The sequence below is a fragment of the Actinomadura napierensis genome (assembly GCF_039529375.1).
Classification (GTDB): domain Bacteria; phylum Actinomycetota; class Actinomycetes; order Streptosporangiales; family Streptosporangiaceae; genus Spirillospora; species Spirillospora napierensis.
In genome coordinates, this window is record NZ_BAAAMR010000009.1 from 15,744 (window position 1) to 37,357 (window position 21,614).

Sequence of the window (21,614 nt, forward strand, 5' to 3'; positions counted from 1 at the left end):
CGCGGGCCGGTCAGGTCCGACCAGGGGGGTACGGGGCGTGGCTCAGCAGATGGCGTTGGAAGTTCATGCGCGACTCGGGTCTCGGAGTTCGCTCGCTTCGGGGCGCGAGGCTCAGTCAGGGGCCCTCAGCGGTCACACATTCGCCGGCAGCACGTACGCCGCATGGCCCGCGGGGTCAGCGGGCCGCGCTCACGGCACGGGCGTACGAGGCTCATGTCATCAGTCAACCAACCAACGACAAATGACGCAAATCGCCCCGATGGCGAGAATCGGCCGGTCAGCGCCCGCTACCCGTCCGCCGCAGGCTGCGTGCGAGCCGAGCCGCGCGCGACCGGCGGGAGGCGTGCGGACGGCGGGCCGGGCCCTCCATGCGAGGGCGGGGGGCTGCGGGCGGTCAGTCGTCGCGGTAGTCGACGTAGGACGCCCCGGAGCCGCTGCGGACCGAGATCAGCCGGTCGGACCGGTCGTCGACGAGGGCCGGGTTGAGATGCGTATCACCCGAGCCGGTCCAGCCCTGGACCCGGTACTGCGAGCCCGCCGGCACGATGATCTTCACCGAGCCGGCGCCGGCCGTCACGTCCACCAGCCGCGGCGGCTCGGCGTAGCGCAGGTCGAGCTCGCCGGCGGCCACGTCCACCCGCGCCTCCGGCGAGGCCAGCCCGGTGCCGCGGATCGTCCCCGAACCGACCCGCGCCCGCAGCGCGCCCCGCACGTCGGCCACCCGGATCTCGCCCGACCCGGTCCGCAGGTCCAGGTCGCCCGTGATCCCGCGCACGGTGATCTCCCCCGAGCCCGACACGGCCGCGACCCGCACGCCGGCCGGCACCCGGACATCGATGTCGGCGCCGCATTCCCAGCCGCCATAGACGCTCAGCGCCCGGGGACACTCGGAGGCGATCGACAGCACGCCGTCCTTGAGCGACTCCCTCACGACCGGCTTGCGCACAGCCCAGCTCAGCCGCTTGTAGACCCGCGCCTGGCCGTCCGGGCCGGTCCCGATCGACACCTCGGAGCTCCCGGTGTCGAGCCGCAGTTCCTTGATCGCCTGGTGGTAGGGGGTGACGTGCTCCGCGGTGCGCCGCATGTCGCGCCCCCACACCGCCAGGCAGACGGGCGCCACCACCGCGACCGCGGTCACGATCGCGAGGAGGACCCAGACGCCGCGGCGCCGTGGGCGGCCGGCGGCGGCTGGCGGCGCGGTGCCGCCACGGGTCTCGGTGGAGGTCATGTCTCTCCGTCCAGGAACCGCAGCACCGCCAGCACACGGCGATGGTCACCCTCGGCGTGCGGGAGGTCGAGCTTGGCGAAGATGCTGTTGATGTGCTTGGCGACGGCGCTCTCGCTCACCACGAGGGCCGCGGCGATCCCCGCGTTCGAACGGCCCTCCGCCATCAGCGCCAGGACCTCCTTCTCACGCGGGGTCAGCCGGTCGAGGGGGTCGCGGTGACGGCGCAGGAGCAGCTGCGAGACGACCTCGGGGTCCAGGGCGGTTCCGCCTGCGGCCACCCGGCGCAGCGCGTCCAGGAACACCGACACGTCCGCGACCCGGTCCTTGAGCAGGTACCCGACGCCGCTGGTGCTGGTCGACAGCAGGTCTGCCGCGTACCGCTCCTCGACGTACTGCGAGAGCAGCAGCACCGCGACCTCGGGCGCCTCCCGCCGCATCACCAGCGCGGCCCGGACGCCCTCGTCGCTGAAGCCCGGCGGCATCCGCACATCGATGATCGCGGCGTCCGGACGGTGCTCGCGCACCGCCGCCAGCAGGCCCTCCGCCTCGCCGACCGCCGCCGCCACCTCGAAACCGGAGGTCTCCAGCAGCTTGATCAGCCCGGCTCGCAGCAGGACCGAGTCCTCGGCGATCACAATGCGCACGGCAACTCCACGGTGACGGTCGTCGGGCCCCCGGCGGGGCTGATGATCCGGAACGTACCGTCCACCGACCGGACCCGGCGCGCGAGCCCGGTCAGCCCGGTGCCCGTGGAGAAGTCCGCGCCGCCCACGCCGTCGTCGGCGACGGTGAGGAGCAGCCGGTCGCCGCGGCGCAGCGCGGTGACGTCCACCGCGGTCGCCCTGGCGTGCTTGACGACGTTGGTGAGCGCCTCGGACACCACGAAGTACGCCACCGCCTCGACGGTGGAGGAGGCCCGCGGCTCCACCTCGACCCGCAGCCGGACCTCCAGCGGCACCCGTGCCGTGATGCCGGACAGCGCGGCGTCCAGACCCCGGTCCTCCAGCACCGCCGGGTGGAGCCCGCGGATGAGGTTGCGCAGCTCGGTCAGCGCCTCCTTCGACTCCTCGTGCGCCTCGACGATCACCCGCATGGCCTCGTCCGGCACGCCGGTGAGGGTCTCGCGGGCCAGCCCCAGATTCAGCGCGAGCGAGACCAGCCGCTGCTGCGCGCCGTCGTGCAGGTCGCGCTCGATGCGGCGGCGTTCGAGGTCGGCGGCGTCGACGACGCTGGCGCGCTTCTCGGCCAGGTCCTCGACCCGCCGCTCCAGCTCGGCGGCGCGGTCGGGGCCGAGCAGCGCGACGGCCGCGCGCGCGTCCAGGCTCCGGACCCCGGCCGCTATCCACGGCGCCGCGATCAGCAGCAGGACGCCGGCGATCGTCAAGAGGCTGACACGGATCGTGCCGGCCTTGTCGGTCACGCTCATGGCGCTCGAGGCGGGCAGCGTCCAGGCGTACGCGTGGCTGAACGCGAGGATCACCCCGCCCGCCCAGGCCGTGATGGTGGCCAGCCCGCCGAGCGCCAGGAGCGGCCCCACGACCAGGTGGTACCGCAGCACCCGCCACACCTCCGGCGAGCGCAGCCGGCGCAGCACCTCCCATCCGCGGCCCTCGTCGAACCCCGGCATGGACGGGATGTGCAACCCCAGCATCGCCCAGCACCGTTCCCGCTGCCATCGCGTCAGCGGGCGCAGCACCAGCAGCGTCACCACGCACGATCCCACCAGCACCAGCATGATCGGCGTCACGTTCACCGGCGCCCAGAAGGGCCAGACCGCGCACAGCACGGCCCAGCCGGCGAACTGCAGCGGCACCCCCGAGGCGACGAACGTGGTGTCGCGCCACGCCGCCGGCGACCACGGAGCGTGCGCGAAAGCACGCCGGGCCGGAGAGATGGATGCCATGGACGCAACCGTATTGCCCCAGTTCCGGCACCGCCATGGAGTGAACATCCGGTCCGGGGGTGAACCTGGTGCCACCCCTATTCGGATAGGCGCGCTACTGATCGTGAGCCGTTCCGCGGCCAGTGTTGATCTCGCCCCCGGCAAGTGGTGCCGGATCACCAGGGAGTCCGCTCATGGTCGCGAACACCGCCCCCTTCACCTCCGCCCCCGCCCGCCGCCGGAGGCCCCGGCGGACCACCTCCCCCGCCGCACCGCTCCGCCTGACACTGGGCGGCCTGACACTGGGCGGCCTGACACGGCGCCGCCGGTGGGAGCGACGCATCGCCCTGGGCCTCGCCGGCGGCGCCGCCGTGATGGTGCCGTGGATGGTCGTGCTCGCCCGGACCCTGCCGTCCACCGCCCACGTGTCGAACTGGCCGATGGCCTGGATGGGGCTGGACGCGATGATCGCCGCCGGAATGCTGGGCACCGGCGTGCTGCTCGCGCGCCGCGACCCGCGGCACGGCCTGACCGCCGCCGCCACCGGCGTCCTGCTGGCCATGGACGCGTGGTTCGACGTCCTGACCTCGGCACCCGGTCCGGAACGCGCCCTCGCCCTGGCGATGGCGGCCGGCCTGGAACTACCGCTCGCCTGCACGCTCACAGCCCTGGCCGCGCGGTCCCTCAACACCACCGCATCGTCCGTACAACCGCCCACCAACACACCCGAAGAAGAGGGTCGCCGACCCGAGGCTGCAGGGGCCCTCCACACCGGCACACGGTCCACGCAGCCGCTCATCGACGCACCCGGGGAAGAGGAATCCCGACCGGAAACGGCGCGGGCGCTCCGCACCGGCGGACCGTGCGTGCAACCGACCGCAGACGTACGAGGAGAGGAGGGTCGCCGACCCGAGAACGTGCGGCCGGGCGGTCCTGTCACCTGGGCGGGGGCGGGTGTGAGAGGGGTGGAAGACGGGCGGATGAAGGACAGATGGCAAAGCATCGACGCGAGTACGCCAGACGGGTGAAACCAGACGAGCCGGACCTCTAGAGTGAGTCGAACGTCGGGGCCCTCCCAAGCGGGAGGGCCCCTCGCCCTGCCTGCACGATCAGAGGTCCCCGAACATGAACGACCACGAGGTGCATGAGGAGTGCCTGCGGCTCCTTCGGGACGGTATGCCCGATCCCACCCCCGACACCTTCGACGAGGAACGGGACTTCCTTCCGCTCGGCCTCGACATGGACGGCGACGTCGCCGTTGTCACGTTCCTACACCAGTGGGGCGGCTCCGGGGTCGATCCGTTCATCGAGGGCAGGACGTTCCATCGGCGGGACGGCGAGTGGATGGGCCTGGGCGGGGGCGGCGGTTCGGCGCCCTATGACCCGCTGGTGCGGCGCTCGTCGGGCGAGATGGGCCGGTACCTGTACCAGTACGGCTCGGGGCGCACGGTGCGGAACGCCAACCGGCTGCTGCCCTGGGGCGCGAAGTGGGTGAACGAGGCGCGGCTGCGGGCCTCGGCCGAGGTGGCCAGGGTCCGGGTGGGCAAGCGCTTCCTGGACGTCCCGGGACACGGGCACATCGTCGTGGTCTGGGGCGCCCGGCGCGGCCCCGTGCTGGAGGCCCTCGCGACGGACGGGGCGGTGCTGGACACCCTGGACCTGGACCGGCCCGCCGTCCCGGTGCGCACGGAAGCCTGATATTTGACCAATCGGTCTCAATAGCCGTACGGTCGGGCCCATGGCACGCACGAAGGAGTTCGATCCGGACGCCGCGCTGCAGCGCGCGCTGGAGCTGTTCTGGGAGCGCGGGTACGAGGCGACCTCCATGGCCGACCTCGTCGCGCATCTCGGCATCGCCCGCGCGAGCATCTACGCGACCTTCGGCGGCAAGCACGAGCTCTTCCTGCGGGCGCTCGAACGCTACCTCGAGACGACCGACCCTAAGATCGCCGAGGCACTGTCGCAGCCCGGTCCGGTCCTGCCGGCCGTCCGGGCGCTGATCGAGCGCTATGCCGCGGAGGCGGGCCGGGAGCGTCCGCGGCTCGGCTGCCTGGTGGTGAACACGGCGGTCGAGCTGGCCGCCCGGGACGCCGAGGCCGCCCGCCTGGTCGAGGCGAGTTGGAACTTCCTCGAAGCGTCCCTCACCTCGGCGCTGACCCGCGCCCGCGCCCAGCACGAGCTGCCCGAGAGCGCCGATCCGCGCGCCCTCGCCCGGCTGCTGCTGGTGCTCTTCCAAGGCATGCGCGTCCTGGGCCGAGCCCCCGCGGAGGACGGCCGGCTCCGGGACGCCGCCCACCAAGCCCAAGCCCTCCTCGCCTGATCGCCCACCGGCCGAGGCAGGCCGCGCGGCGCGGGACGGCCACGCGCGGGGCTCGACTGAACGCCGGTCCACCCGGGCGACCCTCCGCCCAACGGAAGGCCCGAGAGGCCCGACCGCACGCCCGGCGGAACGGCCGACGCAACGCCCGCCCGAGGGGCCGAGCGAACGGCCGGTGCCGTCCGACGGCCCGAACGGAAGCTCACTGCCGTCGGCCGAGCGCGGGGCGTCGCCCACAGCGGCCGGGCTCAGACGTGGGCTACTTGAGATCTTTATTTGAGACCTATCATTCCAGAAAAGGGAGAGTTCGTCATGCGGGAACGCTTCACCGGCCGGGTCGTGCTGATCACCGGCGGCGCCGGCGGGATCGGGCGCGCCCTCGCGCGCGCCTTCGCGCGGGAGGGCGCCACGGTGGTCCTGGCCGGGCGCGACGAGAGCGCGCTGACCGAGGCCGTCAAGGAGATCCGGGCCGAGGGCGGCCACGCTGACCATGTGGTCGCGGACCTGACCGTCCCCGGCGATGCCGCCGCCATGGTGGCGGCGGTCACCGGACGCCACGGCGGCCTGCACGTCGCGGTGAACAACGCCGGGATCCTCGGCGCGACAGGGCCGGTCACCGACGTCGACGACGATGACTGGCGCGCGGTCATCGATGTGAACCTGACCGGGGTCTTCCTGTCGATGAAGCACGAGATCGCCCATATGCGCGCGCACGGCGGCGGCGCCATCGTGAACGTCTCCTCCAACATCGGCGTGCACGGACGCCTGCCCGGGATGGCCGCGTACGCCGCGTCCAAGGCGGGTGTCAGCGTGCTGACCCGCACGGCGGCCATCGATCACATCGGCGAGGGGGTCCGCATCAACGCGGTCAGCCCGGGGGCCAGCGACACCCCCATGTCGTTGCGGCCGGGCGAGAGCCGGGCGGACCGCGATGAGCGGCTGAGGGCGGCGATCCCCGCGGGACGGCCGAGCGACCCGTCCGAGGTCGCCGGCGCCGTCGTCTGGCTGGCCTCCGACGAGTCCGCTTACCTGGTCGGCCACGACATGGTCGTCGACGGCGGCACCACCGCCTGACGACGCTTCTCGGCGCCCGCGGTTGGGCAGACTCCAGGTATGGCTCTGCCGCCCGACCATGACGCCGACCCGGAGCGTTTCCGCCTCGCCGCGCGGGTCACCCGCAAGTACCTGATCGGAGCGCGGAGCCTGCACGACCACATCGCCGCCAAGCTGCTGGCGGCGAGGGCGGCCCGGGTGCTGGACATCGGCTGCGGGGAGGGCGCGCTCAACCGCGCCCTCCCCGATCCGCCGCCGTTCACGCTGGTGGGGCTGGACGCGTCCGCCACGCTGCTGCGCGCCCACCCGGGACTGCGCGTGCGGGGGAACGCGCTCCGCCTGCCCTTCCTCGACGGGGCGTTCGACGCCGCCGTCGCCGTCGACCTGCTCTACCGCCTCGACGATCCGGGGCTCGCCCTGCGCGAGGCGCGGCGGGTGCTCGCACCGGGCGGGACGCTGCTGGTGTCGGCGATCTGCCGGACCGACAGCCCGGAGCTGGCGCCGGTCTGGCGGCCCGAACCGTCCGGCTTCGACGCCGAGGACGCGCCCGCGCGCGTCTGCGAGGTGTTCCGCGAGGTGGAGGTCGAGCGCTGGGACGCCCCGCTGATCACGCTGCCCGACCGCGCCGCGATCCGCGACTACCTGGTCGCCCGCCACGTGCCCCGCCCCCAGGCCGCCGAGGCCGCGACCCGGCTCCGCACTCCCCTCCCCGTGACGAAGCGCGGCTCCCTCCTCCTGGCCCGCCGCTGACACCCGCGTCCAGCTGAACAGCACCGGCGGAACAGCACCGGGTGCGCAGCGCCCGCTGAGCGGCCCCGTTGAGCGGCGGCCCCCGTTGAGCGGCGGTCGCGGAACAACGGTCGCGGAACAGCGGTCGTTGAGCGGCGGTCGTTGAGCGGCGGTCGTTGAGCGGCGGTCGTTGAGGGGTGGGCGTTGAGGGGTGGGCGTCCAGTGCCGGTCGGCGGGGGCGGTGGTTACAGCCAGCCTAGGTCGCGGGCGGTGTTGACGGCGGCGTGGCGGTTGTCGACGCCGAGTTTGGTGACGGCGGCGGACAGGTAGTTGCGGACGGTGCCCTCCGACAGGCCGAGGCCGCGCGCGATGCGGGAGACGGGGGACCCGTCGGCGGCGGCGCGCAGGGTGTCCAGTTCACGGGGGGTGAGCGGGCACTCCTCGGCGGCGAGGGCGTCGGCGGCGAGCTGCGGGTCGATGTAGCGGGCGCCGGCGGCGACCTGCCGGATGACCTCGGCGAGCTGGGAGCCGGGGGCGTCCTTGCCGAGGAAGCCGCGGACGCCGGCGGCCATGGCGCGGCGCAGGTTGCCGGGACGGCCGTGCGCGGTGACGATCACCAGGCGGCAGCCGGGCAGGTCGCGGGCGAGGCGTTCGGCGGCGGCGAGGCCGTCCAGGCCGGGCATGTCGATGTCGAGGACGGCGACGTCGGGTTTCAGGGCGAGGGCGCGGTCGACGGCGTCGTCGCCGCGTCCGACATCAGCGGCGACCTCGATGCCGTCCTCGGTCTCCAGCAGCAGGACGAGGGCCTCCCTGATCAGCAGGTGGTCGTCGGCCAGCAGGACCCGGATCATGCCGCTCCCCTCGGTGCGGGGGCCGCCGGGACGGCGGCGGTCACCCGGAACGTGCCGTCGCCGGCGGGGCCGGCGGTGAAGCGCCCGCCGGCGGCGGTGATCCGCTCGGCGAGGCCGGTAAGGCCGCTGCCGCTGCCGCCGCCGGCGGCGCGGCGCGGCGCGCCGTCGTTGACGATCTCCACGCGGACGCGGTCGCGGCCGGCGTCCACGGTGATCTCGCACCAGGTGGCGCTGGAGTGCCGGAGCACGTTGGTGGCGGCCTCGCGGGCGACCCAGCCGAGCGGTTCGTGCACGTGGGCGGGGAGTTCCGGGGACACCTCGGGCCGGTCGCAGCGGATCCCGGCGGCGCGCAGGACGGCCGACATGCCGTCCAGTTCGGTGCGCAGGGACGTGGCCCGGTAGCCGCGGACGACCTCGCGGACGTCGCGGACGGAGTCGCGCGCCATCGTCTGGATCTCGGTCAGCTCCTTGCGGACGCGGCCGGGGTCGCGGTCCAGGTACCGTTCGGCGACCTCGGCGCGGAGCGCGACGGCCTGGAGGCTGTGGCCGAGGACGTCGTGCAGGTCGCGGGCGAAGCGGAGCCGCTCCTCGCCCACCGCGGAGCGGGCCATCTCGGCGCGGGCCTCCCGCAGTTCCTGGACGACGTGGAACAGCCATACCTGCACGTATCCGGAGAACGCGGCGAGCGGCACGCCGGCGAAGTCGTACAGGGCGCTCAACGCGGGCAGCCCGAGGACGATCCCGTAGGCGGGGGTCAGGACGGTGGCGGCGGCCGTCACCGCGGTCGCCGGGCGCACCGGCAGCACGACGGCGATCAGTCCGGCCGGGACGAGCAGCGCGTTGCCCCAGCCGTGGTCGGTGCCGAGCAGCGGCGGCAGCGTCCAGCAGATCACGGCGATCGCGGCCAGCCCGAACCGGTGGCCGGGCGCGGTGCGGCGCATCAGGTTGAGCCAGAGCAGCCGGCCGTAGAGGGCGAAGACGATCGCGACGGCGGCCACGGCGAGCAGGATGCGCCCGGGGTCGTGGCGGTCGAAGACCTCGTACCAGAGCGCGGGCAGCAGGAACCCGGCCAGGGTGAACGCCGTCAGTCCGACCATGATCGCGGCGATCACGGTGGGGCGCGGGATCCTCGGCTGCACGCGCCCAGCGTATGCGCTCGTCAAGGGAGATGCCGGTCGTCGGGGGACATGCCGGTCGGGGGGCTCCTGCCGGTGTCAGGCCGCGCGGGCGCCGGTGCCGAGCCGGTCCGCGGAGCGGCCGGTGACCAGGCGGCCGCCGTCCAGCACGCCGACGCGGTCGGCGCGGCACGCCTCGCCGGGGTCCCGGGTGCTGATCACGACCGTGCCGCCCTGGGCGGCCAGCGTCAGCAGGACGGACCAGACCTCGCGGGCGGCGGCCTCGTCGAGCCCGGTGGTGGGCTCGTCGAGGAAGACCACGTCGGACCGCCCGATCAGGGCGAGCGCGAGGTCGAGCAGGCGCCGCCGCCCGGCGTCGAGCCGCTCGAACGGGGTGCCGGCGTGGCCGGAGAGGCGCGCCAGGCGGAGCGCCTCGTCGCGGGTGATCGGGTCGAGCGTCCAGCGCCGCCAGGCGTCGATGATCTCGGCGACGGTCAGCCCGGGGAACAGCCCGCCGTCCCGCCAGACGGCCCCGGAGCGGGCGGCGCCGCGGTCGGTGTAGGGGTCGGCGCTGCGGACGCGGAGGGTCCCGCCCGTGGGGCGCCGCAGGCCGGCGAGCATCTCCAGCAGGGTGGTCTTGCCGGATCCGTACCGGCCGAGCAACGCGTACACCTCGCCCTTGGCCACGGTGAACGAGACGTCTCGCACGGCCTCGTTCAGCTGCAGGTCGCGTACCTCGATCACGTGTGCCCTCATGTGCTCCATGCTGCCGCCGGGCGATCGAGGCGGGCAGTCATGGACGTCAGGAACGGGTCGTGAGGTTCGCAGTGGTCACCGGTGACATATGTCATGGGTGCGCCACGGCCCAGCCCTGCGGAGGGATCAGGGCGCCGTCGCCGTGGAAGTCCGCCTCACCGGCGACGCACGTCCAACCGGCGGCCGGCAGGTCCGCCTTGGCGGGCTCGTCGGCGAGGTTGAGGACGACTCCCAGACGCTCGTCGCCCTGCCCAACTGTGTAGGACAGGGTCGTATTGGTCAAGGTGGCGACCGTCGTGTGCGCGCGGACGAGCCAGGGATGGCGACGCCGCAGGCCGATGAGGTCCTGGTGGAGCCGGTGGTAGGAGGCGCCATGGCCGGGCGCTTCGCCGGGGCGCTCCGGGAAGGCCGGCCGGATGGCGTCGTCGCCGCCTTCGCGTTCCTCCTTGATGCCGTGGAACGTGAACTCGTCGCCTGCATAGATGGACGGGACGCCGGCGCTGGTGAGCAGGATGACGAGCGCGTGGGCGAGATGGCGTTCGTCATCGAGACGGCTGGCAATGCGCGTCACGTCGTGGTTGCCCAGGAAGGTCTGCGGGACGAACGTCTGGAGCATCCCGTCGTGGCGGGTGAGCGCATGGGCCAGTTCGAAGAAGTTGCGGTCGTTCAGCGAGCTCCAGATGGCCTTCCATAGTTCGTACTGGGTGACGGAGTCGAATCCGGCGCTTTCCACAATGCCCGCGTAGTCGCCGTGGATGACCTCGCCCACGAGCCATGCGTCGGGGAAGCGCGCGCGGACGCGGTCGGTGACCGTCCTCCAGAAGCCGGCCGGGACGGCGTACGCGGCGTCCAGCCGCCATCCGTCTATGCCGCGTTCCAGCCAGTGGCTCATGACCTGGACGGCGTAGTCGGCGACCTCCGGCTCATCGTGGTTCAGCATGACGAGCTTGTGGTGGCCCTCGAACGTGCGGAAGTCACCGCTCTCGTCGGGGACGAACCACCCCGCGTACGGTGACGCCTCACCTCGCGCCTGGACGTCGGCGAACTGCGGAAAGCCCCGTCCGACATGGTTGAAGACCCCGTCTAGCAGGACCCGGACGCCTCGCGCCGACGCCGCCTCCACGAGCCGCAGCAGGTCGGCCTCGTCCCCCAGGCGGGGGTCCACGCGGAAGTGGTCGACGGTGTCGTAGCCGTGGGTCTCGGACGCGAACACCGGTCCGAGGGCGAGGCCGTTGCAGCCGAGCGCGAGCAGATGGTCAAGCCATGCCGCGATCCGGTCCAGCCGATGCTCGGGCGGGGCGCCGGACGGGAGGGCGGCCCGTTCGGCGCCGGTGAAGCCGAGCGGGTACACGTGCCACCAGATGGCGTGATCGGGCCAGCGCATGCGCGTCTCCCTACCCGGTAATCGTCGATCCAAAAATAGTAAGCAGTAGCGAACTATTCTGCGAGCCGATCCATCAACCGGGCGGCGATCCGCAGCACCTCGCGCTCGGTGTCGCCCAGCCCGGCGAGCGCACCGGCCAGCCAGGCGTCGCGCTCCCGGAGGTCGTGCCTGAGCGCCTCGGCGCCGGCCCTGGTGAGGGTCAGCACGAACTGCCGCCGGTCCCGCTCGTCGCGGGCGCGGACGATCAGCCCGGCCTCTTCGAGCTCGGCGAAAACCCTGGTCAGCGACTGGGGCCGCTGCCCCTCCGCCTCCGCCACCTCCCCCGCCGAGCTGGGGCCGCGGCGAGCCAGGTGCCCGAGCACGATCAGCTTGTTGCCGCTCAGCGCGTCCGGGGAGCGCGAGGAGCGCATCCGGCGCGCCATGCGCATCACCCCGCGGCGGATCTCCACCACCGCCTCCGCCGGCACCTCGGGCCGATCGCTCGCCATAATGCTACGCTATTCCTTACTAAATCGTGGGGGTGGGCATGGCGGCGGGCATGACCGGGACCATCGGCGCCCTCAAGGCTCCGACCATCGTCGCGGCCACCACGATGGCCGCCGTCCTGGCGGCCTTCGGGTCGACGCTCCTGCTGGAGCACGCGGCGCATCTGCGCATCGACTCCGTGATGCAGGCCGTCGTGCTGTCCCTCACCCTTTCCAGAGCGCATCGGGGCGCCCCGTTGCCCGACCGCCTGAACGGGTTCGTCGTCATGCCCGCCGTCGCCCTCGGGTCGGTGGGCCTCGGCACCCTCATGCGCGACGACGCGTTCGCGGGCGACGCCGCCTTCGCCGCCCTCGTCACGTCCGGGGTCTGGATCCGCCGCTTCGGACCCCGCTTCACCAAGGCCGGCACGCTGATGATGCTCCCAGCGATCGCCCTGCTCGTCATCCCCCACGGTGCTCCCGGCGCGCCATCGACCCACCTCCTGTGGGCGCCCGCGGTGGCGTTCATCGCCTACTTCTGGGTGACCGCCGTACAGCTCGCCGTAGAACGCCCATGGCGCGCCGGGCGCACGAAGGCTCCCGCATCTGCGCCCCCACGAGGCAAGAAGATGCACGCCAGCACCCGCATGGCGGCGCAGATGGGCGTTGCCCTGTGCACGGCGTTCGCTGCCGGGCACTGGCTGTTCCCCGACCACTGGTCGTGGGTCGTCCTGACGGCGTTCATCGTGTGCAACGGTGCGCGCGGACGCGGCGACGCCCTCCACAAGGGTCTGCTGCGCGCGCTCGGCGCAGCCGGAGGGACGGTCCTGGCCGCGCTGGTATCCGGGGTGTTCGCGCCACGGGATCCCGACGCGGTCGTCCTCATCTTCGCCGTGCTGGGCGCGGCGGCGTGGTTGCGCCAGTGGAGCTACGCCTACTGGACGGGCGGCGTCACGGCCGCTCTGTCGCTGCTGTACGGGTACTTCGGCCAGTCCGCCATACCGCTTCTGCAGACGCGCCTCGAAGCGATCCTCGCCGGCGTCGTCATCGGCGTCGGGGCGGCATGGTCCGTCCTGCCGTTCCGCTCCAGGGACGTCCTGCGCCGCCGGGCGTCCGAGTCGCTGGCCGCCCTTACCGACGTCCTGAAGGACGAGCCGCACGCCCGCGCGCGCTTCGAGGACTCCGTCACCGAGCTGGACACCGTCTACGGGCCGCTACGGCTGCACCGGTTCGTCACCCGCACCCGGCCGCACCATGCCGATGTCGTCGACGTCCTACGCGAGACCGTGCCTCACGTCCGCGCCCTCGGGCCCGGCGCCAAGGCATTACGCGCCAACGTGGGCGCCGTACGGCGCGCTATAGCCGGACGACATAACGGCGCGTCTTACAAGCCGCTCGCATTGAACGACGACGACCCGGCCGCGCACGCCATCGATGCGGGGCTGGCCCGCATCCACGAGATCTACGCCCCGCGCGCAAGAGGGGCCCCGCCTACAACAGCGCCTACGCGCGAACCAGGACCTCCGGAGAAAGCTCCTCCGGCCGGGTGACCCCCGACAGCGCCAGGGTCAGCTCCAGCTCGGCCTGGATGCAGCGCAGGACGTGCTGTACGCCGGCCTGCCCGCCGAGCGCCAGCCCGTAGGCGTACGGACGCGCCAGCAGCACCGCCTTGGCGCCGAGGGCGAGCGCCTTCACCACGTCCGAACCCGTGCGGATGCCGCTGTCGAACAGGACGGTGGCCTGGTCGCGGACGGCCTCGACGACGCCGGGCAGCGCGTCCAGCGAGGCGATGGCGCCGTCCACCTGGCGCCCGCCGTGGTTGGACACGATCACGCCGTCCATCCCCGCGTCCACCGCGCGGCGCGCGTCGTCGGGGTGCTGGACGCCCTTCAGCGCGATCGGCCCGTCCCAGTGGTCCCGCAGGAAGACGAGGTCGTCCCAGGTGAGCGAGGGGTTGCCGAAGGTGGCGACCCAGTGCAGGATCGCGGCGTCGCGGTTGGCGTCGGTGATCGGGCCGCCGACCTTCTTCTGGAAGACCGGGTCGCTGAGGTAATTGGCGACCCCGATGCCGCGCAGAAACGGCAGGTACGCCTGGTCCAGGTCGCGGGGCCGCCACGCCAGCGTGAACGTGTCGAGCGTGACGACCAGCGCCGTGTAGCCCGCCGCCTTGGCCCGCTCCAGGAAGCTGACGGCGAGGTCCCGGTCCTTCGGCCAATAGAGCTGGTACCAGCGGGGCACGCTCTCGCCGTTGGCCTCCGCGACCTCCTCGATGGAGTGGGAGGACGCTGTGCTCAGCACCATGGTCACCCCCTCGGCCCCCGCCGCCCGCGCGGTGGCGAGCTCCCCGTCCGGGTGGAGGATCGACTGCACGCCGATCGGCGCGAGCAGGACCGGCGAGGGCATCGCGGTGCCGAGGACCTCCACCGACAGGTCGCGGTGCGCCACGTCCCGCAGGAATCGCGGCACGATCCGCCATCGGTCGAACGCTTCCCGGTTGGCCCGCGCGGTCGTCTCACTGCCGGCCGATCCGGCCACGTATCCGAACGCCTGCGCCGACAGGACGCCCTCGGCCAGCCCCTCCAGCCGCGTCAGGTCGGTCGGCAGCGAGGGCCGCACGTCGCCGAGTCCCTGCAGGTAGATGGAGTTCTGGAAGTCGGCCAGCGCGCTCATCGGATACCTCCACGGGGGACGCGGCCGGGGCGCGGCCGCGGGCGGAAACCGTCCGGAACCAATCTGCCACGGCCGCTGACCGGATCGGACGCCGCGGCGGCTCCGCGATCCGATCCGCGCCTCATCCGGTGGGGCGGGCGAAAGATGTCGGCGGGACCGGCCACAATGTGGGGCATGGCACGACGCGGATCCCAAGCCCCTCCCCCGCCGCCGGACTTCGAGGAGAACATCGTCGACGTCGACGTCTCCGAGGAGATGCGCGGCAGCTACCTCGAGTACGCGTACTCGGTGATCTACCAGCGGGCGCTTCCCGACGCCCGCGACGGGCTGAAGCCCGTCCAGCGGCGGATCCTGTACTCGATGAACGAGATGGGGCTGCGCCCCGACCGCGGGCACGTCAAGTGCGCGCGCGTCGTCGGCGAGGTCATGGGCAAGCTGCACCCGCACGGCGACAGCGCGATCTACGACGCGATGGTGCGGATGGCCCAGCCGTGGGCGATGCGCATGCCGCTGGTCGACGGGCACGGCAACTTCGGCTCGCTCGGCGGCGACGACATGCCCGCCGCCATGCGGTACACCGAGGCCCGCATGTCGCGCGAGGCGCTGATGATGGTCGCCTCCATCGACGAGGACACCGTCGACTTCCGGCCGAACTACGACGGCCAGGAGCAGGAGCCCGAGGTCCTGCCCGCCGCGTTCCCCAACCTGCTGGTGAACGGCGCGTCCGGGATCGCGGTCGGGATGGCCACCAACATGGCCCCGCACAACCTCGGCGAGGTGATCTCGGCGGCCCGGCACCTGATCGACCACCCCGACGCCACCCTCGACGACCTGATGCGCTTCGTCCCCGGCCCCGACCTGCCGACCGGCGGCATGATCGTCGGGCTGGAGGGCATCCGCGACGCCTACGAGAAGGGCCGCGGGACGTTCCGCACCCGCGCCACCACGACCATCGAGAACGTCACGCCGCGGCGCAAGGGCATCGTCGTCAGCGAGCTGCCGTACGCGGTCGGCCCGGAGCGCGTCAAGGCCAAGATCAAGGAACTGGTCAACGCCAAGAAGATCCAGGGCATCGCCGACCTGAAGGACCTCACCGACCGCAACGTCGGCCTGCGCCTGGTCATCGAGATCAAGAACGGCTTCAACCCCGAGGCCGTCCTGCAGGACCTCTACAAGCTGACGCCGATGGAGGAGACCTTCGGCATCAACAACGTCGCGCTCGTCGACGGCCGGCCCCGCACCCTCGGCCTGCGCGAACTGCTGCAGGTCTACGTCGACCACCGCATCGAGGTCGTGCGGCGCCGGTCGATGTTCCGCCGCAAGAAGCGCGAGGACCGCCTGCACCTCGTCGACGGCCTGCTGGTCGCGCTGCTGAACATCGACGAGGTCATCCAGGTCATCCGGCAGAGCGACGACGCCGCGCAGGCCAAGCAGCGGCTGATGCAGATCTTCGAGCTGTCGGAGATCCAGGCCCAGTACATCCTGGACACCCCGCTGCGCCGCCTCACCCGCTTCGACCGGCTCGAGCTGGAGAAGGAGAAGGAGCAGCTGGCCAAGGAGATCGCCCGGCTGACCGCGATCCTGGAGTCGGAGAGGAAGCTGCGCGGCCTGGTGTCCAAGGAGCTGGGCGAGGTCGCCTCCGAGTACACCACCCCGCGCCGCACGATCCTGCTGGAGTCCTCCGGCCACACCGCGGCGGCCGCCGTGCCCCTGGAGGTGGCGGACGACCCGTGCACGGTGCTGCTGTCGTCCACCGGGCTGCTGGCCCGCACGCACGGCCCCGAGCCGCTGCCCGACAGCGGTCCGCGCGCCCCGCACGACGTGCTGATCTCGGTCGTCCCGGCGACGGCCCGCGGGCAGGTCGGCGCGGTGACCTCGTTCGGGCGGATGATCCGCATCGACGTCCTCGACCTGCCGGGGCTGCCCCCGGCGGCGACGCCGCCGTCCCTGGCGGGCGGCGCGCCGGTGACCGAGTACGTCGAGCTGGAACCGGACGAGACGGTCGTCGGCATGGCGGCGCTGACGGACGAGGGCGGCGGGCTCGCCCTCGGCACCGCCCAGGGCGTGGTCAAGCGGGTGGTCCCCGAGTTCCCCGCCAACCGCGACGAGTTCGAGGTCATCGGCCTCAAGGAGGGCGACCGGGTGGTCGGCGCCGTCCAGCTGATGTCGGAGGACCAGCACCTCGTCTTCATCAGCACCGACGCGCAGCTGCTGCACTTCCCGGCGTCCCTCGTCCGCCCGCAGGGCCGCGCCGCCGGCGGCGTGGCCGGCATCAAGCTCGGCGCCGAGACCCGCGTGCTGTGGTTCGGCGCGCTCGACCCCGGCCGCGAGGCCCGGGTGATCACGATCTCCGGTTCGTCGTCGGCGCTGCCCGGCACCCAGACCGGCGCGATCAAGCTGGCCGACTTCGCCGACTTCCCGGCCAAGGGCCGCGCGACCGGCGGCGTCCGCGCGCACCGGTTCCTCAAGGGCGAGGACGTCCTGCTCCAGGCGTGGGCCGCGCCGACCCCGCTGCGCGCCGCCGGCGCGAACGGCAAGCCTGCCACGCTGAACGCGACGCTCGGCCGCCGGGACGGCTCCGGCGAGCGGCTGACGACCCGCATCGTGTCGATCAGCGGCCCCATCGGCCCCGTCCCGCCGGACTCCGAGACCGAGACCGACGACGCATGACGGTGAGCCGGGCCCGCGACCCGCGGGCCCGGCTCACCCGGCGTCGAGGTCCTCGCCGCACCGCACGATCGCCTCGGCCACCTCGGTGACCTCCCACAGCGGATACCGGACGGTCCCACGGACGGCATCGTGACGACGAACCCGTGCCGCCGCGCCCACACGGTGATCTCCGCGCGGACGGACAGCACCGCCATGTCCCAGCCCTGGCACCGGTGCAGCGATCGGAGGCCCCGCCCGGCGAGCGCCGCCTCCAGCTCCCGCGCCGCCCCGGCGGGATCCTTGCGCGGGACCGGCAGCGTGACGCCCGGCATCGGCAACGCGAAGTAGGCGGCCTTCCCGGCGACGGGCGCGAACGCCAGCCTGGACCGGCTGCGGTGCACGCCCCAGAACCCGCCGTGTTCCCACGCGAGCGCCTTCACCAGCTCCAGCCCCCGGCCGCCCTCGTCCAGCGGGGACGAGGGCGACCCCGGCGGCGCGGTGCCCTTCCAGGACGCACCGTCGAAGACCTTCACGACGATCCGCGCCCGTTCCCCCGTCCGGTAGGCGTACAGCTCGGCCGAGGTCCCGGGCGCGTGCCGGTAGGTGTTGGTCGCCAGCTCCGACACCATCGTCTCCGCGTCGCGGACGAGCACGTCGGGCATCCGCAGCGCACGCATGGTCGCCGCCAACCGCGTCCGAGCGAACGCGGCGCACGTCGCGTCCACGGGAAGCGCCCACACCACGCACCCGCCACCCCGGATCACCTCCGCCCCCCACTCCGCGTCCCCCGCACCGTCCACGAGACCCGACATGAAGATCACCCTCCTGGGCCGACCCGGCTTCCTCGCCGAACGTGTTGCCGTCGACACATAGAGTCGCGATTCATTTGCAAGATCGCAATAGATTCTCTAAAAGAGTCTCTATCAACGGATCACCGGACACCGTCACCGCAGCCGTGGGAAGGTGTCACGGTGAGTGAGATCCACGCCAGCGGATACAGCCCGACGATCAAGAAGCGCGCGTTGAGCCGCAAGCTGGTGGCCGCCCGCAAGGAGGCCGGCCTGACCACCACAGAGGTGTGCAGGCGGCTTCGCTGGAGCGCCACCAAACTGAACTACATCGAGAAGGCCAAGTGGATCACACCGAACAGCGACGCGGTCACGGACCTGTGCGACCTCTACGGAATAGAGGGCGACGAACGCCAAGCCCTGAAACGCCTCGCCCAGGGAGCACGCGAACGCGGATGGTGGACGAGATACAACGACGTCTTCCGAAGCGAGTTCCCGGGTTTCGAGGCGGCGGCTTCGAGCATCCGGACCTACCAGACGATCTACCTGCCGGGACTTCTCCAGACGGCCGCGTACATGAAGGCGCTTCCACCGGTCGTGGGAATCGAGGACCCCGCGGAGATCAAGCGGCATGTCGACGCCCGGCTGAAGCGTCAGCAGCTCCTTACGCGGCCCGAAGCACCGTGCCGCCTGCACGCCGTGATCGACGAGAACGTGATCGCAAGAATGGTCGACCCTCGCATCCGTGAACCGCAGCTACGGCATCTCGTGGAGATGACCGCCCTGCCGCACGTCACCGTCCAGCTCGTTCCGACCGGGGCCGGGCTGTACCAAGGGGCGGGCGAAGCCTTCACCCACCTCGGCTTCTCAGATCCGGGAGAGCGGGACATCGTCTTCCTGGAGACCGCCGTCGATGCCCGGATGCTCGAAGAGAAGGACGAACTACGTACCTATATGCTCAGGTTCGGTCGGCTGTGCGCAGTCGCGCTCGATCCACAGGCGACGCGCGACCGCCTGATTGAGGTGATCGAATGAGTCCTGCCCCCCGGCTTGTGATCGTCTGGCGCAAGAGCAGCTACTCCCAACCCGCAGGCGACGACTGCGTGGAGGTGGCCGGCTTGGGGGCGGCGTGCGCCGTCCGCGATTCCAAGGACGCGGACGGCCCCGTCCTGGCGCTCACTCCCCATGCGTGGTCCGCGTTCGTCCGCACCATCAAAACAGGCGCCCACGACCTCCGCTGACACCGTCCGCATCGTTGTCCTGCGGCGTGTCGCCCTGATGAACACGATGAGGACGTCGGTCATCGCAGGGCTTCCGGGGCCTGGTCGAGGGACGTGGAGACGGACGGGGCCGGCGCCGCGCCGGGCATCCCGAGCAGGACGGGCCCCTTGGGCGGGCGCCAGGCGCTGGGCTTGCAGGCGTCCCGGCAGGAGCCCTCGGTGGAGCAGCACAGCGAGCAGATGTACCCCTGGTGGAACGGGCAGGTGGCCATGTCCACGACGTCGTAGGACCCGCCGCACACCGCGCAGGGCAGTTCGGTCGCGCCGTCGGGGAACACGCTCGTCCGCGCGATGTACCAGCGGCCTCGGGTGGCCGCCGCGACGAGGGGCGGCAGCGCCAGCGCGAGGACGAAGGCGATGAAGGGCGACAGGTCGGCGGCCGTGGAGCCGAACGCACCGTAGTAGGCGACGATCGAGACGGCCGCGGCGGCGACCATCGAGCCGAAGCCGACCGGGTTCACGTTGTACAGGTGGGCGCGGCGGAACTCCGCCTCGGGCGGGCTGAGCCTGAGCCACCGCTTGTTGATCACCAGGTCGGACGCCATGGCGGCGATCCAGGCGATGCCGATGTTGGCGTACCAGGCCAGCACGGTGACGATGTGGGCGAAGATGTCGATCTCCATGAGGACCAGCGCGAGGGCGACCTGGAGGACCACCCACACCGCGCGGCCGGGGTGCCGGTGCAGCAGCCGGGAGAAGAAGTTCGACCACGACAGCGAGCCCGAGTAGGTGTTCATGATGTTGATCTTGATCTGCGAGAGCAGCACCAGGACGCCCGCGAGGACGAGCGCCACCGTGTGGTCGCCGACCGCGCGCTCGTACACGACCGTGAACAGGTCGACCGGGACCGCGACGTGGTCGGGCGTCGTCTCGGTGTCGGCGTAGCCGACGAGCAGCGTGGACGCGAAGAAGATGACGATGGCGAACAGGGACAGGCCAGGGCCGCCCATCAGCACCGCCAGCCGCCATCTGCGGCGGCCCGCCGCGCCCTCGGGATCGGGCATCAGCCGCAGGTAGTCGCCCTGCTCACCGATCTGCACCGCGAACGACAGCTGCGCGGCGGCGATGGTGAACACCGCGGTCAGGGTGAGGCCGCCGACGGCCACCGCGCCGTGCGCCGTGACCGGGTGGACCATGTGGTGGCCGGCGGAGGGGGACGTCGCCGCGATGGCCAGGGCGAAGCCGATCAGCAGGATCCACAGCGGCCACGTCCACGCCTGGAACTTCGAGCTGAAGGTCATCCCGTAGAGCGTCAGCGGCACCATGACGACGGACACGATCACGTACGAGATGTGGACGTCGACGTGGAAGAGCGCGGTCACCGCCTGCGCCATGATCGCGCCCTCGTAGGCGAGGAAGATCAGCGTGTAGGTCGCGTAGACCAGCGAGGTCACCGTGGAGCCCAGGTAGCCGAACCCGGAGCCGCGGGTGAGCAGGTCGATGTCGATGTGCCTGCGGGTGATGGCGAACGCGATGACGATGGTCAGCGGCAGCGTGACCACGCTCGCGACGGCGAACCCCAGTAGCGAGCTGCCGAAGCCGAACTCGTTGACGAACGCGGCGTCCAGCGCGTATCCGGCCATGGCGGACAGTCCCACCAGGCAGCTCAGGAACACCATCCACGGCGACCAGGTGCGGAACGCGCTTGGCGTGTACCGCAGGGAGTAGTCCTCCATCTGCGGGTTCTCGGCCAGATCCAAACCCGGCTCCTTTCCTAGCGGGGCGGCGGGCACCGCAGAAGCTAGGAACGGGATGTTTCTCCGGGGTGTCGGAACCGGTTGCGCCCCGTTACGCCGGGTCGTCCGGTGGCGCAGGGGCTCTGGCCTGCGGGTTCGTACCGGCGGGCGGGGCATGCGCCGAGTCCGGGCGGGTTTCGGCCGGTCCGGTCGGCCGGGTCATTTCTCTGTCAGACCGGCGCGGAGCGAGAGCAGGTGGTCGTGGAGCTCCGTCCAGGGGAACGCCGCGCCGCTCGGCTTCTCGGAGTCGGGGTTCGGGAGGCGGTCCGGGTCCAGCAGGACGGTGACGCCCCAGGCGCGCAGTTCGGCGATGCTGCGGGTGAAGACCGGGTGGCGCGCGAGCGCCGCGTTGGGCCAGGGCGCGGCGACGATGGGGCGGCCCAGGCCGACGGCCTCGTTGAGCAGGCCGAGCGCCAGCGTGTCGCTGGTCCCGTGCGCCCATTTATTGACCGTGTTGAAGGTGGCGGGCGCGACCGCGAACGCGTCGGCGGGCGGCAGCACGTCGGGCTCCTCGGGCCGCTTGTAGTCCGATCGGACGGGGAAGCCCGTCAGCCCGGACAGGCGCGGCGCGTCGACGAACTTCGTGCCGGACGGCGTCGCGACGACGCAGACCGTCCAGCCGTCGCCGAGCAGCCGCTCGACGAAGGCCGGCAGTTCTGCGGCGGGCCGCCCGCCGCAGGCGATCACGTACAGCACCGGACGCGCGGGCACC

The 21,614-nt window shown here is 72.3% G+C and carries 21 protein-coding genes and 1 pseudogene; 9 read left to right on the top strand and 13 right to left on the bottom strand.

The features are described 5' to 3' along the window. Positions 1 to 394: 394 nt before the first annotated feature. The 3 genes from ABD296_RS07635 to ABD296_RS07645 are packed head-to-tail and all read right to left on the bottom strand — an operon-like array spanning position 395 to position 3,131. A complete protein-coding gene (locus ABD296_RS07635; protein ID WP_344262984.1) occupies positions 395 to 1,228 on the bottom strand; it encodes a DUF4097 family beta strand repeat-containing protein in 834 nt (277 codons plus the stop codon). After that, on the bottom strand, positions 1,225 to 1,872 hold the full coding sequence (locus ABD296_RS07640; protein WP_344262986.1) for a response regulator transcription factor: 648 nt from the start codon (positions 1,870 to 1,872) through the stop codon (positions 1,225 to 1,227). Before ABD296_RS07640 ends, ABD296_RS07635 begins: the two co-directional genes overlap by 4 nt. Next, positions 1,860 to 3,131 (bottom strand): sensor histidine kinase, encoded by a 1,272-nt coding sequence (locus ABD296_RS07645; protein WP_344262988.1) that lies wholly within the window; start codon positions 3,129 to 3,131, stop codon positions 1,860 to 1,862. Before ABD296_RS07645 ends, ABD296_RS07640 begins: the two co-directional genes overlap by 13 nt. Positions 3,132 to 3,304: 173 nt before the next feature. On the opposite strand from ABD296_RS07645, the gene ABD296_RS07650 reads away from it, so the two are divergent. The 5 genes from ABD296_RS07650 to ABD296_RS07670 all read left to right on the top strand — a co-directional run bounded on the left by ABD296_RS07650 (position 3,305) and on the right by ABD296_RS07670 (position 7,230). Then, positions 3,305 to 4,138 (top strand): hypothetical protein, encoded by an 834-nt coding sequence (locus ABD296_RS07650; RefSeq protein ID WP_344262990.1) that lies wholly within the window; start codon positions 3,305 to 3,307, stop codon positions 4,136 to 4,138. A gap of 97 nt (positions 4,139 to 4,235) precedes the next feature. Then, the gene (locus tag ABD296_RS07655; protein WP_344262992.1) at positions 4,236 to 4,808 is read left to right on the top strand and encodes a hypothetical protein; all 573 of its coding nucleotides are present in this window, start codon (positions 4,236 to 4,238) and stop codon (positions 4,806 to 4,808) included. A 40-nt stretch (positions 4,809 to 4,848) separates the two neighbouring features. Further along, positions 4,849 to 5,430, top strand: coding sequence for a TetR/AcrR family transcriptional regulator (locus ABD296_RS07660; RefSeq protein WP_344262994.1), 582 nt, complete (start codon positions 4,849 to 4,851; stop codon positions 5,428 to 5,430). A gap of 309 nt (positions 5,431 to 5,739) precedes the next feature. Further along, complete coding sequence (locus ABD296_RS07665; protein WP_344262996.1) at positions 5,740 to 6,501, top strand: SDR family NAD(P)-dependent oxidoreductase; 762 nt, start codon at positions 5,740 to 5,742, stop codon at positions 6,499 to 6,501. Between the two features lie 39 nt (positions 6,502 to 6,540). Next, complete coding sequence (locus ABD296_RS07670; RefSeq protein ID WP_344262998.1) at positions 6,541 to 7,230, top strand: class I SAM-dependent methyltransferase; 690 nt, start codon at positions 6,541 to 6,543, stop codon at positions 7,228 to 7,230. Positions 7,231 to 7,454: 224 nt separating this feature from the next. On the opposite strand, the gene ABD296_RS07675 is transcribed toward ABD296_RS07670, so the two are convergent. The 5 genes from ABD296_RS07675 to ABD296_RS07695 form a co-directional block, all read right to left on the bottom strand. After that, complete coding sequence (locus ABD296_RS07675; protein WP_344263000.1) at positions 7,455 to 8,060, bottom strand: response regulator transcription factor; 606 nt, start codon at positions 8,058 to 8,060, stop codon at positions 7,455 to 7,457. Continuing rightward, positions 8,057 to 9,199 (bottom strand): sensor histidine kinase, encoded by a 1,143-nt coding sequence (locus tag ABD296_RS07680; RefSeq protein ID WP_344263002.1) that lies wholly within the window; start codon positions 9,197 to 9,199, stop codon positions 8,057 to 8,059. Before ABD296_RS07680 ends, ABD296_RS07675 begins: the two co-directional genes overlap by 4 nt. A 75-nt stretch (positions 9,200 to 9,274) precedes the next feature. Further along, complete coding sequence (locus tag ABD296_RS07685; RefSeq protein WP_344263004.1) at positions 9,275 to 9,931, bottom strand: ATP-binding cassette domain-containing protein; 657 nt, start codon at positions 9,929 to 9,931, stop codon at positions 9,275 to 9,277. A gap of 91 nt (positions 9,932 to 10,022) precedes the next feature. Beyond that, entirely contained in the window at positions 10,023 to 11,315 is a 1,293-nt protein-coding gene (locus tag ABD296_RS07690) for an alpha-amylase family glycosyl hydrolase (protein WP_344263006.1), read from the bottom strand. 53 nt (positions 11,316 to 11,368) lie between these two features. Then, positions 11,369 to 11,803, bottom strand: coding sequence for a MarR family winged helix-turn-helix transcriptional regulator (locus ABD296_RS07695; RefSeq protein ID WP_344263008.1), 435 nt, complete (start codon positions 11,801 to 11,803; stop codon positions 11,369 to 11,371). Between the two features lie 50 nt (positions 11,804 to 11,853). On the opposite strand from ABD296_RS07695, the gene ABD296_RS07700 reads away from it, so the two are divergent. Then, positions 11,854 to 13,329, top strand: a complete 1,476-nt coding sequence (locus ABD296_RS07700) for an FUSC family protein (RefSeq protein WP_344263010.1) — start codon at positions 11,854 to 11,856, stop codon at positions 13,327 to 13,329. Here the strand turns inward: ABD296_RS07700 and ABD296_RS07705 are convergent. Beyond that, on the bottom strand, positions 13,283 to 14,449 hold the full coding sequence (locus tag ABD296_RS07705; RefSeq protein WP_344263012.1) for a lactate 2-monooxygenase: 1,167 nt from the start codon (positions 14,447 to 14,449) through the stop codon (positions 13,283 to 13,285). The two genes, ABD296_RS07700 and ABD296_RS07705, sit on opposite strands and share 47 nt — an antisense overlap. A gap of 174 nt (positions 14,450 to 14,623) precedes the next feature. Between ABD296_RS07705 and ABD296_RS07710 the strand changes: the two genes are divergently transcribed. Next, positions 14,624 to 17,119: a DNA gyrase/topoisomerase IV subunit A gene (locus ABD296_RS07710; RefSeq protein ID WP_344263014.1), complete on the top strand. Its 2,496-nt coding sequence runs from the start codon at positions 14,624 to 14,626 to the stop codon at positions 17,117 to 17,119. Between the two features lie 33 nt (positions 17,120 to 17,152). Here the strand turns inward: ABD296_RS07710 and ABD296_RS07715 are convergent, their stop codons facing one another. Continuing rightward, the gene (locus ABD296_RS07715; RefSeq protein ID WP_344263016.1) at positions 17,153 to 17,278 is read right to left on the bottom strand and encodes a hypothetical protein; all 126 of its coding nucleotides are present in this window, start codon (positions 17,276 to 17,278) and stop codon (positions 17,153 to 17,155) included. Positions 17,279 to 17,529: 251 nt separating this feature from the next. Then, a pseudogene (locus ABD296_RS50515) lies at positions 17,530 to 17,910 on the bottom strand (ATP-binding protein); the annotation flags it as partial. Positions 17,911 to 18,069: 159 nt separating this feature from the next. Between ABD296_RS50515 and ABD296_RS07720 the strand changes: the two are divergent. Beyond that, positions 18,070 to 18,921: a helix-turn-helix domain-containing protein gene (locus tag ABD296_RS07720; RefSeq protein WP_344263019.1), complete on the top strand. Its 852-nt coding sequence runs from the start codon at positions 18,070 to 18,072 to the stop codon at positions 18,919 to 18,921. Beyond that, positions 18,918 to 19,127: a DUF397 domain-containing protein gene (locus ABD296_RS07725; protein ID WP_344263021.1), complete on the top strand. Its 210-nt coding sequence runs from the start codon at positions 18,918 to 18,920 to the stop codon at positions 19,125 to 19,127. The genes ABD296_RS07720 and ABD296_RS07725 overlap by 4 nt, the downstream gene beginning before the upstream one ends. Positions 19,128 to 19,186: 59 nt before the next feature. On the opposite strand, the gene ABD296_RS07730 is transcribed toward ABD296_RS07725, so the two are convergent. Further along, positions 19,187 to 20,866: a purine-cytosine permease family protein gene (locus ABD296_RS07730; RefSeq protein WP_344263023.1), complete on the bottom strand. Its 1,680-nt coding sequence runs from the start codon at positions 20,864 to 20,866 to the stop codon at positions 19,187 to 19,189. A gap of 195 nt (positions 20,867 to 21,061) precedes the next feature. After that, positions 21,062 to 21,613, bottom strand: a complete 552-nt coding sequence (locus ABD296_RS07735) for a flavoprotein (RefSeq protein WP_344263025.1) — start codon at positions 21,611 to 21,613, stop codon at positions 21,062 to 21,064. Position 21,614 lies beyond the last annotated feature (1 nt).

Coding starts and splice junctions, on each gene's coding strand:
- ABD296_RS07635 (WP_344262984.1), bottom strand. CDS start 1,228: ATGACCTCCACCGAGACCCGTGGCGGCACCGCGCCGCCAGCCGCCGCC.
- ABD296_RS07645 (WP_344262988.1), bottom strand. CDS start 3,131: ATGGCATCCATCTCTCCGGCCCGGCGTGCTTTCGCGCACGCTCCGTGG.
- ABD296_RS07650 (WP_344262990.1), top strand. CDS start 3,305: ATGGTCGCGAACACCGCCCCCTTCACCTCCGCCCCCGCCCGCCGCCGG.
- ABD296_RS07655 (WP_344262992.1), top strand. CDS start 4,236: ATGAACGACCACGAGGTGCATGAGGAGTGCCTGCGGCTCCTTCGGGAC.
- ABD296_RS07660 (WP_344262994.1), top strand. CDS start 4,849: ATGGCACGCACGAAGGAGTTCGATCCGGACGCCGCGCTGCAGCGCGCG.
- ABD296_RS07665 (WP_344262996.1), top strand. CDS start 5,740: ATGCGGGAACGCTTCACCGGCCGGGTCGTGCTGATCACCGGCGGCGCC.
- ABD296_RS07670 (WP_344262998.1), top strand. CDS start 6,541: ATGGCTCTGCCGCCCGACCATGACGCCGACCCGGAGCGTTTCCGCCTC.
- ABD296_RS07675 (WP_344263000.1), bottom strand. CDS start 8,060: ATGATCCGGGTCCTGCTGGCCGACGACCACCTGCTGATCAGGGAGGCC.
- ABD296_RS07685 (WP_344263004.1), bottom strand. CDS start 9,931: ATGAGGGCACACGTGATCGAGGTACGCGACCTGCAGCTGAACGAGGCC.
- ABD296_RS07690 (WP_344263006.1), bottom strand. CDS start 11,315: ATGCGCTGGCCCGATCACGCCATCTGGTGGCACGTGTACCCGCTCGGC.
- ABD296_RS07695 (WP_344263008.1), bottom strand. CDS start 11,803: ATGGCGAGCGATCGGCCCGAGGTGCCGGCGGAGGCGGTGGTGGAGATC.
- ABD296_RS07700 (WP_344263010.1), top strand. CDS start 11,854: ATGACCGGGACCATCGGCGCCCTCAAGGCTCCGACCATCGTCGCGGCC.
- ABD296_RS07705 (WP_344263012.1), bottom strand. CDS start 14,449: ATGAGCGCGCTGGCCGACTTCCAGAACTCCATCTACCTGCAGGGACTC.
- ABD296_RS07710 (WP_344263014.1), top strand. CDS start 14,624: ATGGCACGACGCGGATCCCAAGCCCCTCCCCCGCCGCCGGACTTCGAG.
- ABD296_RS07725 (WP_344263021.1), top strand. CDS start 18,918: ATGAGTCCTGCCCCCCGGCTTGTGATCGTCTGGCGCAAGAGCAGCTAC.